The organism is Naasia lichenicola (assembly GCF_004801885.1).
In the GTDB taxonomy this organism is placed as follows: Bacteria; Actinomycetota; Actinomycetes; order Actinomycetales; family Microbacteriaceae; genus Naasia; species Naasia lichenicola.
Map to the genome: position 1 here is coordinate 58,679 of NZ_SSSM01000003.1, position 13,608 is coordinate 72,286.

The window sequence follows — 13,608 nt, forward strand, 5'->3', positions numbered from 1 at the left end:
ATCGGTCCGGCGGCTTGCTACTTCGGGATGTTCAGGTCCCGGGACCGAAGCAGCTCTGAGGCTTTCAGCCCGGCACGGTCATAGGCCGAGACGGCTCCCGGGCTGCTGTGCACCGTCAGCCGTTCTGCTCCACTGGATGCTGCAGCTCGAACGACCGCCTCGATGAGGAGCGATCCGATGCCCTGATTACGCAGCTCTGGTGACACGTAGACGCTCTGGATGCCCGCGGTTCGCCGATTCAACGAACGCGGGCTCGGCACCCGGTCCGTGACCGCAAGCCAGGCCATGCCTACGACCGCACCCTCCACCTCCGCTACGAAGCACTGGTGAGTGGCCGCATGCTGATCGGCCCAGTCCACGAATTCGGCTATGAAATCGTCGCGTGACAACGAGCTGGAGCCCGCCTGCTCCTCCATGACCCACGCCCACCTCAAGGCCGCGGCCAGGCGGACATCCGCGAGATTGGCCTGTCGAACAGTCGCTCCGCTCATCGCTCAGAGCACCCTTCTCTCTACCGTCCGCAATTTTCGTGCGTCACCTGAGAGCAGCAGTAGCCTCGGCTGTTGAAGGCCGCGCTGCTCCCAGATTCGCGCCGCGGGCCATGGACGCAGGAGCCGTGCGACGCCCAGCATCACCGTCGCTGTCTCAGCTGGGCGGAGCGGCGAGCGCCGTCGTCATGGGCGCCCGGCGCTAGAAGGTGGCGCTCGTGTCGCAACGCCAGAGCCGCGGCGGCTCGGAAAGGATCTCCGCTAGGCCGGATGATCCCTCGGGCGTCGCCCGCCAAGCGCGGTAGGCATCGTCGTCGGCAATGCTCTCCCAACGCTCCACCAGGGTGAGGTGGGTTGGGTCGGTGATGTCATTCAGCACCTCGACTCCGAGCGATCCAGGACGATTCCGGGTCACCCTCAAAATGCGGTCGAGCACCCCTGCTGCCGTCTCGACGGACTCGGCGCGCAGGCGCAGGTCGAGTAAGGCGGTGATTGCCACGAGGGCTCCTTCATTCGTTGTTCCGGGTGACGTCGGCGGCTTTCTTGTCGCCACCGTCTTCGTCCGCGGCTACGCTCGATTCTGACAGATCGTCATACATTCGAAGGAGAATGCATGCAATTCGGAATCGCCTTCCCAGCCTCGCCTGCAGCGCGAGACGATGTCGCCGCGGCAGAAGCTCTTGGCTTCAGTCACGCCTGGCTGGACGACTCGCAGATGCTGTTCTCGGACCCCTACATCAGCCTCGCACTGTGCGCCGAGCGCACGTCCACCATTCGCCTCGGCGTCGGAGTGACCAATCCCGCCTCTCGAATCGCCCCCTCGACAGCCAACTCCATCGCCACCGTCAACAAGCTCGCACCCGGCAGGACGATGCTCGGCATCGGCACCGGGAACACGGCGCGGCGCACTCTGGGCATGCCCGCTGCACGGCTGAGCGCCCTGGAGGACCATGTGCGGATCGTCCGCGCCCTCTTGGCAGGCGAGACGACGGAGTACACCGAGGGGGATCGCACGCGTGACATCCGCTTCCTGTCAGATGGCGACCGGTGGATCGACCTGAAGACCCCCATTCCCACCTACATCGCAGGGAGTGGGCCGAAGGTCCTGGAACTGGCCGGTCGGATGGCGGACGGAGTGATCCTCTTCGGCACTGTCGACCCCGACCTGATCGCCATGGCGCTGAAGCGAGTCCGCATCGGGGCGGAGCAGGCGGGCCGCGATCCAGATTCGCTGTCCATCATGTGCATGACGGCCTTCTGCCTCACCGAGCCCGGAGAGAGTCTCGAGAGTGCGAGGGTTCGATCGATGGTCGGCCCGTTTGTCTCGTCATGCGCGAATATCTTCGCCCTGTCCACTTCAGACCCGGCGTTCTTCCCCGATCATCTTCGGCGCGACATCCTCGCCTTCCGAGACATTTTCGTGACACCCGACGGCCCGGTCCGGTCGCGTCACCTGGAGCTCTACGGCGGTTACGCGGTAGCGCTCCGAGACGACGTGGCTCCCCTGGTGACCGAACGGATGATCCGCGCCACGACCCTCACCGGTACGTCGTCCGAGATCGCCGCGTCCGTAGCGGCGATGGAGGAAGCGGGGATCGACATGGTGGCGATCAGGCCGGTGATCGATCACCGAGAGACGATGGAGACGTTCTCTCGCGAGATCATCCGCGGGTGACCTGCTCCCAGAGCGAAAGCCCGGGGAGCAGGTCGGTCGGTCCCGATCAACCCGGCTCCGTCTTCGTCACACTCCGTTCATCGCTACATACTTGATCTCCAGGTACTCGTCGATGCCCTCGCTGCCTCCCTCGCGGCCGAAGCCGCTGGCCTTGATACCGCCGAACGGCGCGGCGGGGTTCGACAGCACACCGCGGTTGAGGCCGACCATGCCCGATTCGAGCCGCTCGTACACCCAACGCGCGCGGCGCTCGTCTGCGGTGAAGACATAGGAGGCCAGTCCGTACTCCGACGAGTTGGCGATCTCCATCGCCTCCGCATCGGTGTCGAAGGCGACGATGGGCGCGACCGGGCCGAAGATCTCCTCAGTGACCACGCGCGAGTCGCGGCCGACGCCGGTGAGCACGGTGGGCGCGGACCAGTGGCCCGGCCCGGTGGGGACCTCTCCTCGATAGGCGACCGTCGCACCCGCCTCGACAGCCGCGTCGACGAGCTCCTGCACCTTGTCGACGGCTACGCGATCGATGAGGGGGCCGAGCGTGACGCCGCTCTCAGAGCCGCGGCCCACTCGTACCCGCTCGAAGCGCTCGACGAGCGCTGCCGAGAATTGCTCGACCACCGAGCTGTGCACGAGGAACCGGTTGGCTGCCGTGCACGCCTCCCCGTTGTTGCGCAGCTTCGCAAGCATGGCCTGATCGGCGGCATGCTCGATGTCCGCGTCATCGAAGACGATGAACGGTGCATTGCCGCCGAGCTCCATCGAGACCCGCAGAAGCGAGGCCGCCGACTGCTGGATGAGCACTCGGCCGACCTCGGTTGACCCGGTGAACGAGAGCTTGCGCAGTCGAGGGTCGTCGATGATGGCCGAGACGATCTTCGAGGACCTCGAGGTGGTGATCAGAGACAGGACGCCGGCGGGGAGTCCTGCCTCCTGCATGATTCTGGCGACGGCATGCATCGACAGCGGCGTCTGCTTCGCGGCCTTGACGATGACCGTGCAGCCGGCGGCGATGGCAGGCCCGACCTTCCGTGCGGCCATGGCGAGCGGGAAGTTCCACGGCGTCACGAGCAGCACCGGGCCGACCGGCTGCTTCAAGGTGAGAATGCGGGCGGCTCCGTCGGGCGAGGAGCTGAAGCGGCCGCCGAAGCGCACCGCTTCCTCGGCGAACCAGCGGAAGTAGTCAGCGGCATAGGCGACCTCCGCCCGGGATTCGGCGAGCGGCTTTCCCATCTCGAGCGTCATCAGCAGGCTGAGTCGGTCGATGTCCGCCATCATCAGCTCGTAGGTGCGACGCAGGATCTCGGATCGCTCGCGTGGCGCCGACCTTCCCCACTCCCCCTGCACGCGCACCGCCGTGTCGAGCGCCCGCCGGGCGTCATCCTCAGAAGCGTCAGCGACGTGCGCGAGCGTCGCTCCGGTCGAGGGGTCCTCGACGGGGAACGATCCACCTGTCGAGGACCCGGTCCATGTGCCGTCGAGCAGCAGGTCGGTCGGCGCCGCGCTCAGCGCGTCCCGCTCGGCGGCGGTCAGCTCGGGGACGCTGTCGGTCTCTGGGGCGTCGGCACCGGGGAGTGTTGTCGTCATCGGTCGTTCTCCTTCTCGATCAAGTAGGGCTGCCAGGTTCGTGCAGAACATATTTCGTGCAGAGCGGGGTGCGCGGAGCGGGTTCACGCGAGGTCCGGTGGGTGTAGAGGGCCCTCAGGGTGTGCTGAGGGTGCACGGAACGACTCCGTCCGACAGGACGGGCTCGTGCCCACAGCCGGGCTGGTGGGGCGTCAGGCCTGCTGCTCGGCGCGCAGGTGCGACAGAGCGGTGACGGATGCGGCGCGAATGTGCGCCGCGCAGCGTGCGGATGCTTCCTCAACGTCGCGGCGACGGACTGCCTCCACGATGCCGCGGAGCTCGCGCACGACCTCGAGAGGTCGGCCCGCCTCGGACATCGAGGTCGCGCGAAGCACCTGGACCCGTGCCTGGATGCTTTCGAGCAGCTGCTGCAGCGCGGCGCTGCGAGCGCCCTCGATCAGCACGACGTAGAAGCGGTCTTTGGCCCGCAGCACCTCGCGGATTGCCGTGGTCGCGGTAGTGACCGACTCGAGGTAGTCGACCGCACCCGAGAGGCGCTCGACCTGATCGTCTGACGCACGCTCGACGAAGCGCTGGACCACCAGCGATTCGAGCGACGCTCGAACCTCGTAGAGGTCGACGGCGTCCTCGAGAGACGGCGCCGTGACGATCGCGCCCTTCTGGGGCACCACGGTGACGAGTCCTTCGGCGGAGAGCTCCCGGATCGCTTCGCGGATGGTCGTGCGCGACACGGCAAGGCGCTCGATGAGCTCGCGCTCGACCAGGCGCTGGCCTGGCTGGAGGGAGAAGTCGAGGATCGCCTGTCGGATCGAGTCGGTCACCTGCTCGCGCAGAGGCGCAGCGACGCGGCCGAGTGGCTCGGCCGTCCAGGAACCGGACAGCGAGTTAGTCGTCGTCATGGGGTTCTCCCTCGAATCCGGCGCGGCAGCCTGGCCCGTAACCTACACCGTCCGCGATCACGCATCGGCATCCGCGCCTCCCCACGGGCGGGGCGCGGCGTATCCAGCCCGCTCCCCCGATCCCATGGCCGCGACCCAGCGGGCGACCTCCGTGTGGTCGGCGCCCGGGGGCAGCTCGGCAGCCGCCGTCGACCAGAGCTCGACGGCGCGCGAGCTGAGAGCATGCGGCGCGTGGGTGGAGTCGGCGAGGCCGAGGGCGATCTTCATGTCCTTGAGCATCAGCGCCAGGCCGAAGCCCGAGTCGTAGCTCCCGGGGAGCACGAAGTTCGGCCACTTGTTCTGGGTCGATCCGCTGCGTCCACTCGAGGTGTTGAACACCGCGAGCATGACCTCGGGATCGAGGCCGAAGGCGACACCCGTCTCCATCGCCTCGGAAGTCGCCCAGAGGTGCGTTGCCGAGAGCAGATTGTTGAGCGCCTTGATCGCATGTCCCGAGCCGACGGATCCGGTGCGGACGGGCTTGCCAAGCTCGGAGACGATGGGAAGAACCTGCTCGACGGCCGCGTCGTCGCCCCCGACCATGATCGTCAGAGTGCCGTTCACAGCGCCGGTCACGCCGCCCGAGACGGGTGCGTCGACGAGAGCGATGTCGAAATCGGCCAGTCGCGCAGCCAGTGCACGGGTGGCGAGCGGCTCGGACGAGCTCATGTCGACGATCACCGACCCGGCGACGGCGTCGGCGGCCAGCAGGTCGTCGACCACGGACTGCACGATCGCCGAGTTGGGCAGCATCAGGATGATGACCCCCGCGTCCGCGGCGGCGGCCGCGGCACTCGCCGCTCCCGACGCGCCTATGCCCTCGAGCCGTTCCACCGCGTCGGGCGACACGTCGAAACCGTGAACGTCGTAACCGGCGGAAACAAGGCGCGACACCATAGGGAAGCCCATGTTGCCGAGGCCCACGAAGGCGACGGAGGGCAGCGCGCCCGCTGTCGGCTCAGCCATGGGCGGGAATCGCCTCGAGCTCGGTGAGCACCTTTTCGGCGACGCGGAAGGACTCGAGAGCAGCGGGCACTCCGACGTAGATCGCGGTCTGCATCAGCGCCTCCTGGATCTCATCAACCGTGACGCCGTTGGTGATCGCGCCGCGCACGTGCACTCCGAGCTCGTGCGAGCGGTTGAGCGCGGTGAGCATGACGATGTTGAGCAGGCTGCGCGTCTTCGGCGGCAGGCCGTCCCGGGTCCAGACCTCACCCCAGCAGTACTCGGTGACGAGCTCCTGGATCGGTCGGGAGAACTCGGTGACCTTGCCGAGGCTGCGGTTCACGTGCTCGGCTCCGAGCACCTGGCGCCGCATCGCGAGCCCGGCCTCGTAGGTCTCCGAGTGGGTCGTCTCGCCGTGGGTGGAGTCCTGTGTCATCGCTGTTCCGTTTCGTCGGTGCGGGGGTCGTACTCGGAGTCCGCGACTTCCTGATCCCAGTTGGTGGGGCCGAGCGAGATGGCGGTATGGGTCATGAACGAGTCGGGGGCGGCTCCGTGCCAGTGGCGCTCTCCGGCGGGCACCCAGACGGTGTCGCCCGCGACGATCGAGACGGCTGGGCCGCCCTCGGACTGGACCAGCCCGCAGCCGGCTACGACCTCGAGGATCTGGCCGTCGGTGTGGCTGTGCCAGAACGTGCGGGCGCCGGGATTGAACGTCACCGTGTTGATGACGATGCCGTCGGTTGCGGGCATCGTCAGGTAGTTGAAGACCTGCCCGGTGAACTGCGAGCCTGTCTTACCCGAAGTGCCGGAGCGCTCTGCGGCGCGGATGAGCCTCATGCCGCGTCCCCTTCCGCTCCGTTGTGCACGCGCACACCGCCGGAGAGATCGCCCAGCACGTCGACGACGGTGTTGCTGATCTCGGTCGTGCGGCCTGTCGCCATCGCTGCGCCGAAGCTCGCGAGCGGGCCCGCGGCGTGGACCCCGGCGACGCCGAGCCCCGCGATCAGCTCGGTGTAGAGCAGCACATCCTTCATCATCAGCGCGTTGGTGAGACCGCCCTTGAGGTAGTCGCCGTGCACGATCTTCGGGAACCGGTTGAGGGTGGCGAAGTTGACGCCCGAGCTGGTGTTGAGGACACCGAGAAGGGCGTCCATGTCGAGACCGGCCTTGCGTCCGGCGACCATCACCTCGGAGGTCGCCGAGAGGGCGACGGCGTTGAGGAAGTTGTTGAGCAGCTTCGTGGTGTGACCTGCGCCGGACGCCCCCATGAAGAAGACGTTCGAGGCGAAGTGCGCCATCGCGGGACGGACCGCGTCGAGAGCCGCCTCATCGCCGCCCACCATCAGGGTGAGCACGCCCTTCTCCGCGGCGGCAGCTCCGCCGGAGATGCCTGCGTCGAGGTAGAGGGCGCCCTTCTCCGCGAGCGCCGCGGCGATGCCGCGGGTCGACTCGGGATTGGCGGTGCTCAGGTCGACGATGATCTGTCCGCTCCTGGCGTGCGCCAGCAGGCCGTCGTCGCCGAGCACGACCGCCTCGACGACGCGGCTGTCGGGCAGCGAGAGGAATATCACGTCGGCTCGGTCGGCGACGTCGCCGGCGGATGCGGCCGCAAGAGCGCCCGCGCCCTCGATGTTCGGCGCGTGCGCGTCGAAGCCGAGGACCTCGATCCCCTTGCCTGTGATGCAGCGGGTCATCCGCCCGCCCATGTTGCCGAGGCCGATGAATCCGATGGTCGGTTCCGTCATCGTGTCGCTCCCTTCCAGTTGTCTCCGTAGAGACCGCGATCGACGCGGTCCGTGTCCCATGCACCGGCGCCGCCCGAGGGGCGGACGGTGTTGACGATCGTCGCTCCGCCGTCGGCCGAGACGATCTGCCCCGTCATGTACGAGGCGTCGCTCGAGAGCAGGAAGGCGGCGACCGCCGCGATCTCCTCCGGTGCCCCTGCCCGCCGCAGCGGTGTGGTCGCCGCACGCTGGACCATGTCGTTCTTGCCGCCCGACGCGCTCGCCGCCGCGGCGAACAGGTCGGTCGGCACGATGCCGGGCGCGACGCCGTTTACGCGGATGCCGAGAGGGCCGCCATACATGGCCGCGCTGTGGATGAGGCCGGCGACGGCGTGCTTCGAGGTGACGTACGGCAGCAGGTCGGCGCTGCCGGTCAGGCTGGCGATGGATGCCGTGACGACGATCGAGCCGACGCTCTGCTGCTCGCGGAAGAGCCGGAAGGCGGCGCGCAGGCCGAGGAATTGGCCGCGCACGTTGACGGACATGACCTTCTCGAAGTCCTCGAGGGCGAGGTCGGGCAGGGCGTCGAAGCTGCCGAAGATGCCGGCGTTGAGATGATGCAGGTCGATCCGGCCGTACTCGGCCAGTGCCGCGTCGATGTATGACTGCACGCCGTCCTCGGTCGAGATGTCGGCGTGCACCGCGATCGACGGTCCGGCGAGGCCGGCAGATACCTGTTTCGCGGACTCGCCGTTGATGTCGACGAGGACGACGGACGCGCCCTCTTCGGAGAGGCGTTGCGCCGACGCGCGGCCGAGGCCGTTGCCTGCTCCCGTTACGACGGCGATCGCGCCGTCGAATCTCCTGCTGGTCATCGTGCGGACTCCTTCTGAGCGTCGCTGTGCGCGCCGGATGCGGGTGGATGGGCGGCCCCGATGGTCGCGGCGATCCCCTCGAGGGCGCCCGTGGCCGGGGTGAAGCGGCCGAGGGTGGACGGGTCGTGGCCCGAGACCACGTGGTCGACCTCACCGGATGCGACGAGCTCGCGGATCAGGGCGAAGCTGTCGTACATCTCGACGAGGTCGGCGACCGAGGTAAAGATCTTGTCGGTCTCGTACTCCTCGTAATAATGCACGGCGTCCGACGCGAGCAGCACCGTGCCCTCGCTCGTCTCGACGAAGATGATGCACTGGCCGGGCGTGTGCCCGCCGATCTCGAGCAGCCGGATGCCGGGCGCGATGTGCGCCTCGCCCTCGATGAAGGTGACCCTGCCCCGCTCGACCGCATCACGGAGGTGGGCGAGCTCGTCGGCCTCGACCGAGTGCGCGAACAGCGCCTTGTCGGCGTGCGGGCCGTTCCAGAAGTCGTACTCCTTGCGCGACATGGTGAGGTCGGCATCCGGGAAGACGCTGAGGTTGCCGATGTGGTCGAAGTGGCCGTGGGTCACGATGATGCGCGGCGCACTGCCGGGCTCGATACCCGCGAGCCGGAAGGCGTCGGCGGGCTCGGTGAGCATCGTTCGACGGCGGCGGTCACCGCCGATCCGCGAGAACCCGGTGTCGACGAGGATCGTCTCCTCCTCGCTGCGGAGCACCCAGAAGAAGTAGTCCATGTCGATCGGGCCGTCTTCCTGGTGGTACGCGTGGTAGTTGAGGAAGACCTCGGCGCGGCGGGTGCTGCGGGTGCCGTACTTGACGATCGTCACCTCCCACACACGATCGGACACGGCGGCATCGGACTCTGGTGCGTCAGGCACTGCGCGCCTCCCAGATCTTGTCGGCGGCGCGGAGCGCAAGCGCCTGGATCGTGTGCGTCGGGTTGACTGCGCCGCCAGTGGAGAAGCTCGATCCATCGACCACATAGAGGTTCGGCACGTCGTGAGCGCGGTTGTTGGCGTCGACCACCGAGTTCGCCGGGTCGGAGCCCATCCGAGCGGTGCCGAGCAGGTGCCAGCCGAGGATCGAGTCGAATCCCGTCGTCCGCACCGAATCGGCGCCCGCCGCGTACGCGAGCTCCGTCGCCCTGCGCACGCCGTCCGCACCGAGACGCTTCGAGTTCTCGCTCAGCGTGTAGTAGGTCCGAACGCCCGGCAGGCCGAAGTCGTCGAGGTTCTCCTCATCGAGCTCGATCCGGTTGTGCTCCTCCGGTGCGTCATCGCCGCAGACCCAGATGGTCGCCTCGTGATTGAGGTGGTGCTCGAGCGCCTCGTGATGGCCCTCGCCCCACGGTGCGGTCGCGAGGGCCGTGTTGAGCGGCGAGTAGCCGCGCATGGCGACCATGGTGAAGCCGCGCTTGTAGTCGTTGTCGGGGTCGGTCTCGTAGAAGTGCCGTGACGAGACCGTGCCGCCCCACGCGCCGTGGTCCGCGTCGGTGGGGTCCTCGAAGTGGCCGATCACCATCGTCTGCACGTGCGGCATGAAGTTCCTGCCGACCTGGCCGCTGCTATTGGCGAGCCCGTTCGGGAACCTCGGCGACTTCGACATCAGCAGCAGACGCGGGGTTCCGACACCGTTTCCGCTGATCACGACGGTCTTCGCCGTGACGGAGCGCAACCGCCCATCCTCGTCGTAGTAGCGGGCGCCCGTCGCCTCGCCGTCCTCGCCGACGGTGACCTCCCGCACCCGGGCGTGCGTGCGCAGCCGGGCACCGGCGGCGATCGCCTCGGGCCAGTAGGTGTTGGAGGGCAGGGCCATGGCGCCGCTCGGGCAGCCGAAGGCGCAGAAGCCGCGGTTGACGCAGGCGGGGCGGCCCTTCCAGTCCTCGGACAGAATGGCCTGGCTCTGCGCCCACCAGTACCAGCCGAGCTTGTCGAACCCGTCGATCCAGCGATCGCCCTGGCGGCCGATCGGCATCGGCTTCAGCGGTACGGAGGGCCGTCCGGGCTGCACAGGGTCTCCCCCGGCGCCCGACATGCCCATCATCTGCTCGTTGATCTCGTAGTAGGGGATTAGATCCTCGTACTCGATCGGCCAGTCCACGCCGAAGTCGTCGATCGTCTTGGCCTTGAAATCCGACGGCTCGAATCGCCAGAAGTGCGCGCCGTAGCCGATGGCGCTGCCGCCGACCGCCGAATACATGTAGACGTCGACGGGGTTCTCGCCGAGGTTGGTCACCGGGTAGTCGGCCGGGCCGCGGCGCTTGCCGGGGCTCGGGTTCCAGTAGTGACGGCCGCGGACCTCCCAGTCGGCGTGGTTCTTCGGGATCTCCTGCTGGGGAACCCAGTCGCCCTGCTCGAGGCAGAGCACGTCGAGGCCTCGACGGGCCAGGCTCCAGACGAGGGCGGCGCCCGCGGCGCCCGCGCCGATGACGAGCACGTCAGCGCTGTCTGAGCCGCTGTCGTCGATGCCGACCGGACCGGAGGTGCCCGGGATCTCGGCACCGGGGATGTACTGCGCGCTCATGCGCTCAAGCTCCTGAAGTGATCGGGGCGGGTGCTGATGGTCGCGAGACGTTCGACCGGGAAGGGCTTCATGGGCTTGCCGACCACCGTGTTGCGCACGTCGAAGCCCGTCCGCTCCTTCACGATGGCCTGCACGCCCGGGTCCCTGTAGTAGGCCTCGTAGGTGAGCTCGAAGACGACGGAGAACGCCTCCGGGGCGCCGGTGGCCTCGATGCCGCGCATGAGCTCGACCTGCTGGTCGCCGCCGAGCGCCGTGAACGCGGCGCCATGCGCCGATCGGGCTGCGGCGTCGAGTGCGTCGATACCGCCGAGGATGACGGGTCGCAGGGTCGGCGCTTTGCGGAGGATCGCGTCGATGTAGGCGACCGTGTCGAGCTCGGCCGCGGACGGCCACGACGCGTTGCCGGGGATCAGACGGGCCACCCAGCCGCCGAGCGTCGCAGCGCGGTCCTCGTCGAGGACGGTGACGGCGCCGGTCTCGTCGAGGTCGACGAAGGTGCGTCCCATGAGTGGGGCGTAGGGATTGGTGGCGGGTCCCCCCTCGCGGTGGTCGAATGCCATGTCAGCGCCTCCCGTCGAGACGGTGAGGGGCTGCTGCCGAAGTGGTGTGGGACATCAGCGTCTCCTTGTCAGAACGTCGCCCGAGGCGAGCGTGGTGCGGTCGTGGATCGGTGTGGAAGCAGTTGTAGGGGTCAGGAGTTTGCATGGGATGGGCCCAGACCGGGGGTCGGGCGGTAGATGGGTCCGCGACCTGTGACACTGGCGACCAGGTCGTCGAGGTCTTCGTCGAAGCGGATCGGGATGGCGGACCGTTTGCGGTAGCCGACAAGCTTCGCGACGTCGGGGTTCAAGAAGTAGGCGGCAGTGACGGCTTCGGCGAGCGCGCGGAGCCCCGAAAGACCCCGGGCGTCGAGCTCGGCGAAGTCGGCCGGCAGAGGCTCCTCGACCTGGGCCAGACCGGTACGCACGGCGTCGAGCAGGTCGGGGCGCACAGAGAGCACGCGATCGATGAACTCGCCCTGCACGTCGGCCTCCGAGCCGCTGGGCATCTGGTCCGTGTGCGGGATGAGCAGGTCGGCGACTGCGGCCAGCGACGCACGCTCATCGGCGCGCAGCAGGTCCGGAAGCGCGTCGCGGGCGGAGTCGGTGAAGCCGAGGGAGACGGCGGTCACGAGGCCACCGCCTGACTGCCGCGCTGGGCGACGGCGTGCTCGGCAGCGCGGAGCGAGAACGCCGCGATGGTGGGGGTCGGGTTCATGCCCGATGAGGTGGGCCAGGTGCTCCCGTCGACGATGATCAGATTCGGCACCTCGTGGGCGCGGCCGTAGCCGTCCACGACGGAGGATCCGGGATCGTTACCCATCGTCGCAGTGCCGAGGATGTGCCAGCCGGTCTCGCGGATCATGGGGGCGACGATGGTCTGGGACGCGCCTGCCTCGCGCAGCGACTCGGCGGCGCGGTCCACGTTGAAGGCGAGCAGATCCTTCGTATTCTTCGAGGTGCGGTAGATCATCTTGACGCCGGGCAGGCCCGAGCCGTCGCGGGTCGAGTGGTCGAGCTCGACCCGGTTGTGCTCCTCGGGAAGGTCCTCGGCCACGATCCCCCAGGCGAGGGAGTGGCCGAGGCGCTCGCGCACGGTCTCGTGGAAGCGCTCGCCCCAGATCGACTTTCCGCCCCATGGGAATGCGGCGGTCATCGACTGCGGACCACCGGTCGGGGTGACGTTCCACTTCGCGCCGCGAACGAAGCCGCGCTCCTTGACCGTCTCGTAGAACTCGAGCGAGTAGATCGGCTGCCCCCAGACGCTCTTCCACGGGTCGAGCTTCTCGTCGAAGACTCCGACGACGGTGGCGAACGGGTGCATCATCAGGCGCTTGCCCACCATTCCCGAGCCGTTGGCCAGGCCGTTCGGGAACCGCTTGCTCGTGGAGAGCTGGAGCAGGCGGGGGGTGCCGAGTCCGTTGGCGGCGAGCACGACCAGGTCGGCTTCCTGGCGACGGGTGACTCCGTCGCCGTCCACATAGACGACCGCGGTTGCGAGACCCCGCGAATCGGTCTCGATCTCCTGTGCGGTCGCTCGGGTGACGAGCCGGACGCCCTGATTCAGCAGATCGGGCCAGTGGGTGACGTCGGGCGACGCCTTGGACTTGTTGATGCAGCCCCACATGCAGGCTCCGCGCTGCACGCAGGCACCCTGGTTTCGGTAGTCCTCGGTGGCGATGGCGTTGCTGCCCGGCCACCAGTGCCAGCCGAGGCGGTTATGCGCCTCCGCCATCATCCGGCCGGCCGCACCGATCGGGGCGGGCTTCATCGGATAGGCGTCGATGTCGGGGAAGGCGGGGTCGCCCGGGTACCCGGAGACGCCGAAGTCGCGCTCGATCTGCTCGTAGTACGGCGCCAGGTCCTCATAGCTGAGCGGCCAGTCGTCGGCGACGCCGTCGAGGCTGCGCACGCGGAAGTCGGATGGCATCAGCCGCATCCAGATGCCCGCGTACATCACCGTGCTGCCGCCCACGCCGTTCCAGATCAACGGCTCCACATCCGATTCGGTCGTATCGATCGGGTAGTCGCTGAATGCCTGCCGCACCGAGGGCTGAGGGTTCCACTGCTTGCCTGCGCTGAGCTCGAGATATTCGTCGGCGACGTGGGATTCGGTGTAATCCGGCCAATCGCCTTGCTCGATGCAGACGACCCGGTAGCCGTCTTCGACGAATTTCCGTGCCGCGACGGCTCCTGCCGGTCCGGCCCCGACGATGACGACGTCGGCCTTTTCGGAGGCTGCGGAATGCTGCATCTGATGAACACCTTCGTTCGAGAGCTTTTCTGAGAAGAATATGAGGGGCGTTGCCGCCCG

The 13,608-nt window shown here is 68.0% G+C and carries 15 protein-coding genes; 1 reads left to right on the top strand and 14 read right to left on the bottom strand.

Going from position 1 to position 13,608, the window contains the following annotated elements; all coding sequences use genetic code 11:
- Window positions 1-17: 17 nt before the first annotated feature.
- Entirely contained in the window at window positions 18-491 is a 474-nt protein-coding gene (locus E6C64_RS05465) for a GNAT family N-acetyltransferase (protein ID WP_136426645.1), read from the bottom strand.
- 199 nt (window positions 492-690) lie between these two features.
- Window positions 691-987, bottom strand: a complete 297-nt coding sequence (locus tag E6C64_RS05470; RefSeq protein WP_136426646.1) for a putative quinol monooxygenase — start codon at window positions 985-987, stop codon at window positions 691-693.
- 114 nt (window positions 988-1,101) lie between these two features.
- Between E6C64_RS05470 and E6C64_RS05475 the strand changes: the two genes are divergently transcribed.
- The gene (locus E6C64_RS05475) at window positions 1,102-2,163 is read left to right on the top strand and encodes an LLM class flavin-dependent oxidoreductase (protein WP_136426647.1); all 1,062 of its coding nucleotides are present in this window, start codon (window positions 1,102-1,104) and stop codon (window positions 2,161-2,163) included.
- A gap of 66 nt (window positions 2,164-2,229) precedes the next feature.
- On the opposite strand, the gene E6C64_RS05480 is transcribed toward E6C64_RS05475, so the two are convergent.
- The 12 genes from E6C64_RS05480 to E6C64_RS05535 form a co-directional block, all read right to left on the bottom strand.
- Complete coding sequence (locus tag E6C64_RS05480; RefSeq protein ID WP_136426648.1) at window positions 2,230-3,747, bottom strand: NAD-dependent succinate-semialdehyde dehydrogenase; 1,518 nt, start codon at window positions 3,745-3,747, stop codon at window positions 2,230-2,232.
- A gap of 191 nt (window positions 3,748-3,938) precedes the next feature.
- Complete coding sequence (locus E6C64_RS05485; protein WP_136426649.1) at window positions 3,939-4,646, bottom strand: GntR family transcriptional regulator; 708 nt, start codon at window positions 4,644-4,646, stop codon at window positions 3,939-3,941.
- A gap of 57 nt (window positions 4,647-4,703) precedes the next feature.
- A complete protein-coding gene (locus E6C64_RS05490) occupies window positions 4,704-5,651 on the bottom strand; it encodes an NAD(P)-dependent oxidoreductase (RefSeq protein ID WP_136426650.1) in 948 nt (315 codons plus the stop codon).
- Window positions 5,644-6,066 carry a carboxymuconolactone decarboxylase family protein gene (locus tag E6C64_RS05495; RefSeq protein WP_136426651.1) on the bottom strand — a complete coding sequence of 141 codons (423 nt, stop codon included), beginning with the start codon at window positions 6,064-6,066 and terminating at the stop codon, window positions 5,644-5,646. Before E6C64_RS05495 ends, E6C64_RS05490 begins: the two co-directional genes overlap by 8 nt.
- Window positions 6,063-6,467: a cupin domain-containing protein gene (locus E6C64_RS05500; RefSeq protein ID WP_136426652.1), complete on the bottom strand. Its 405-nt coding sequence runs from the start codon at window positions 6,465-6,467 to the stop codon at window positions 6,063-6,065. Before E6C64_RS05500 ends, E6C64_RS05495 begins: the two co-directional genes overlap by 4 nt.
- Window positions 6,464-7,375: an NAD(P)-dependent oxidoreductase gene (locus tag E6C64_RS05505; protein ID WP_136426653.1), complete on the bottom strand. Its 912-nt coding sequence runs from the start codon at window positions 7,373-7,375 to the stop codon at window positions 6,464-6,466. The genes E6C64_RS05500 and E6C64_RS05505 overlap by 4 nt, the downstream gene beginning before the upstream one ends.
- Window positions 7,372-8,229, bottom strand: coding sequence for an SDR family NAD(P)-dependent oxidoreductase (locus tag E6C64_RS05510; RefSeq protein ID WP_136426654.1), 858 nt, complete (start codon window positions 8,227-8,229; stop codon window positions 7,372-7,374). The genes E6C64_RS05505 and E6C64_RS05510 overlap by 4 nt, the downstream gene beginning before the upstream one ends.
- The gene (locus E6C64_RS05515; RefSeq protein WP_136426655.1) at window positions 8,226-9,080 is read right to left on the bottom strand and encodes an N-acyl homoserine lactonase family protein; all 855 of its coding nucleotides are present in this window, start codon (window positions 9,078-9,080) and stop codon (window positions 8,226-8,228) included. Before E6C64_RS05515 ends, E6C64_RS05510 begins: the two co-directional genes overlap by 4 nt.
- A gap of 22 nt (window positions 9,081-9,102) precedes the next feature.
- Window positions 9,103-10,755: a GMC family oxidoreductase gene (locus tag E6C64_RS05520; RefSeq protein WP_136426656.1), complete on the bottom strand. Its 1,653-nt coding sequence runs from the start codon at window positions 10,753-10,755 to the stop codon at window positions 9,103-9,105.
- The gene (locus tag E6C64_RS05525; protein ID WP_136426657.1) at window positions 10,752-11,315 is read right to left on the bottom strand and encodes a gluconate 2-dehydrogenase subunit 3 family protein; all 564 of its coding nucleotides are present in this window, start codon (window positions 11,313-11,315) and stop codon (window positions 10,752-10,754) included. Before E6C64_RS05525 ends, E6C64_RS05520 begins: the two co-directional genes overlap by 4 nt.
- A gap of 131 nt (window positions 11,316-11,446) precedes the next feature.
- Window positions 11,447-11,926 (bottom strand): gluconate 2-dehydrogenase subunit 3 family protein, encoded by a 480-nt coding sequence (locus E6C64_RS05530; protein ID WP_158437749.1) that lies wholly within the window; start codon window positions 11,924-11,926, stop codon window positions 11,447-11,449.
- The gene (locus E6C64_RS05535) at window positions 11,923-13,548 is read right to left on the bottom strand and encodes a GMC family oxidoreductase (RefSeq protein ID WP_136426659.1); all 1,626 of its coding nucleotides are present in this window, start codon (window positions 13,546-13,548) and stop codon (window positions 11,923-11,925) included. The genes E6C64_RS05530 and E6C64_RS05535 overlap by 4 nt, the downstream gene beginning before the upstream one ends.
- Between the last annotated feature and the right edge of the window lie 60 nt (window positions 13,549-13,608).

Bases quoted from the DNA above. Each gene is read 5' to 3' on its own strand.
- E6C64_RS05465 (WP_136426645.1), bottom strand. From the start codon at position 491: ATGAGCGGAGCGACTGTTCGACAGGCCAATCTCGCGGATGTCCGCCTG.
- E6C64_RS05475 (WP_136426647.1), top strand. From the start codon at position 1,102: ATGCAATTCGGAATCGCCTTCCCAGCCTCGCCTGCAGCGCGAGACGAT.
- E6C64_RS05480 (WP_136426648.1), bottom strand. From the start codon at position 3,747: ATGACGACAACACTCCCCGGTGCCGACGCCCCAGAGACCGACAGCGTC.
- E6C64_RS05485 (WP_136426649.1), bottom strand. From the start codon at position 4,646: ATGACGACGACTAACTCGCTGTCCGGTTCCTGGACGGCCGAGCCACTC.
- E6C64_RS05490 (WP_136426650.1), bottom strand. From the start codon at position 5,651: ATGGCTGAGCCGACAGCGGGCGCGCTGCCCTCCGTCGCCTTCGTGGGC.
- E6C64_RS05495 (WP_136426651.1), bottom strand. From the start codon at position 6,066: ATGACACAGGACTCCACCCACGGCGAGACGACCCACTCGGAGACCTAC.
- E6C64_RS05500 (WP_136426652.1), bottom strand. From the start codon at position 6,467: ATGAGGCTCATCCGCGCCGCAGAGCGCTCCGGCACTTCGGGTAAGACA.
- E6C64_RS05505 (WP_136426653.1), bottom strand. From the start codon at position 7,375: ATGACGGAACCGACCATCGGATTCATCGGCCTCGGCAACATGGGCGGG.
- E6C64_RS05510 (WP_136426654.1), bottom strand. From the start codon at position 8,229: ATGACCAGCAGGAGATTCGACGGCGCGATCGCCGTCGTAACGGGAGCA.
- E6C64_RS05520 (WP_136426656.1), bottom strand. From the start codon at position 10,755: ATGAGCGCGCAGTACATCCCCGGTGCCGAGATCCCGGGCACCTCCGGT.
- E6C64_RS05525 (WP_136426657.1), bottom strand. From the start codon at position 11,315: ATGGCATTCGACCACCGCGAGGGGGGACCCGCCACCAATCCCTACGCC.
- E6C64_RS05535 (WP_136426659.1), bottom strand. From the start codon at position 13,548: ATGCAGCATTCCGCAGCCTCCGAAAAGGCCGACGTCGTCATCGTCGGG.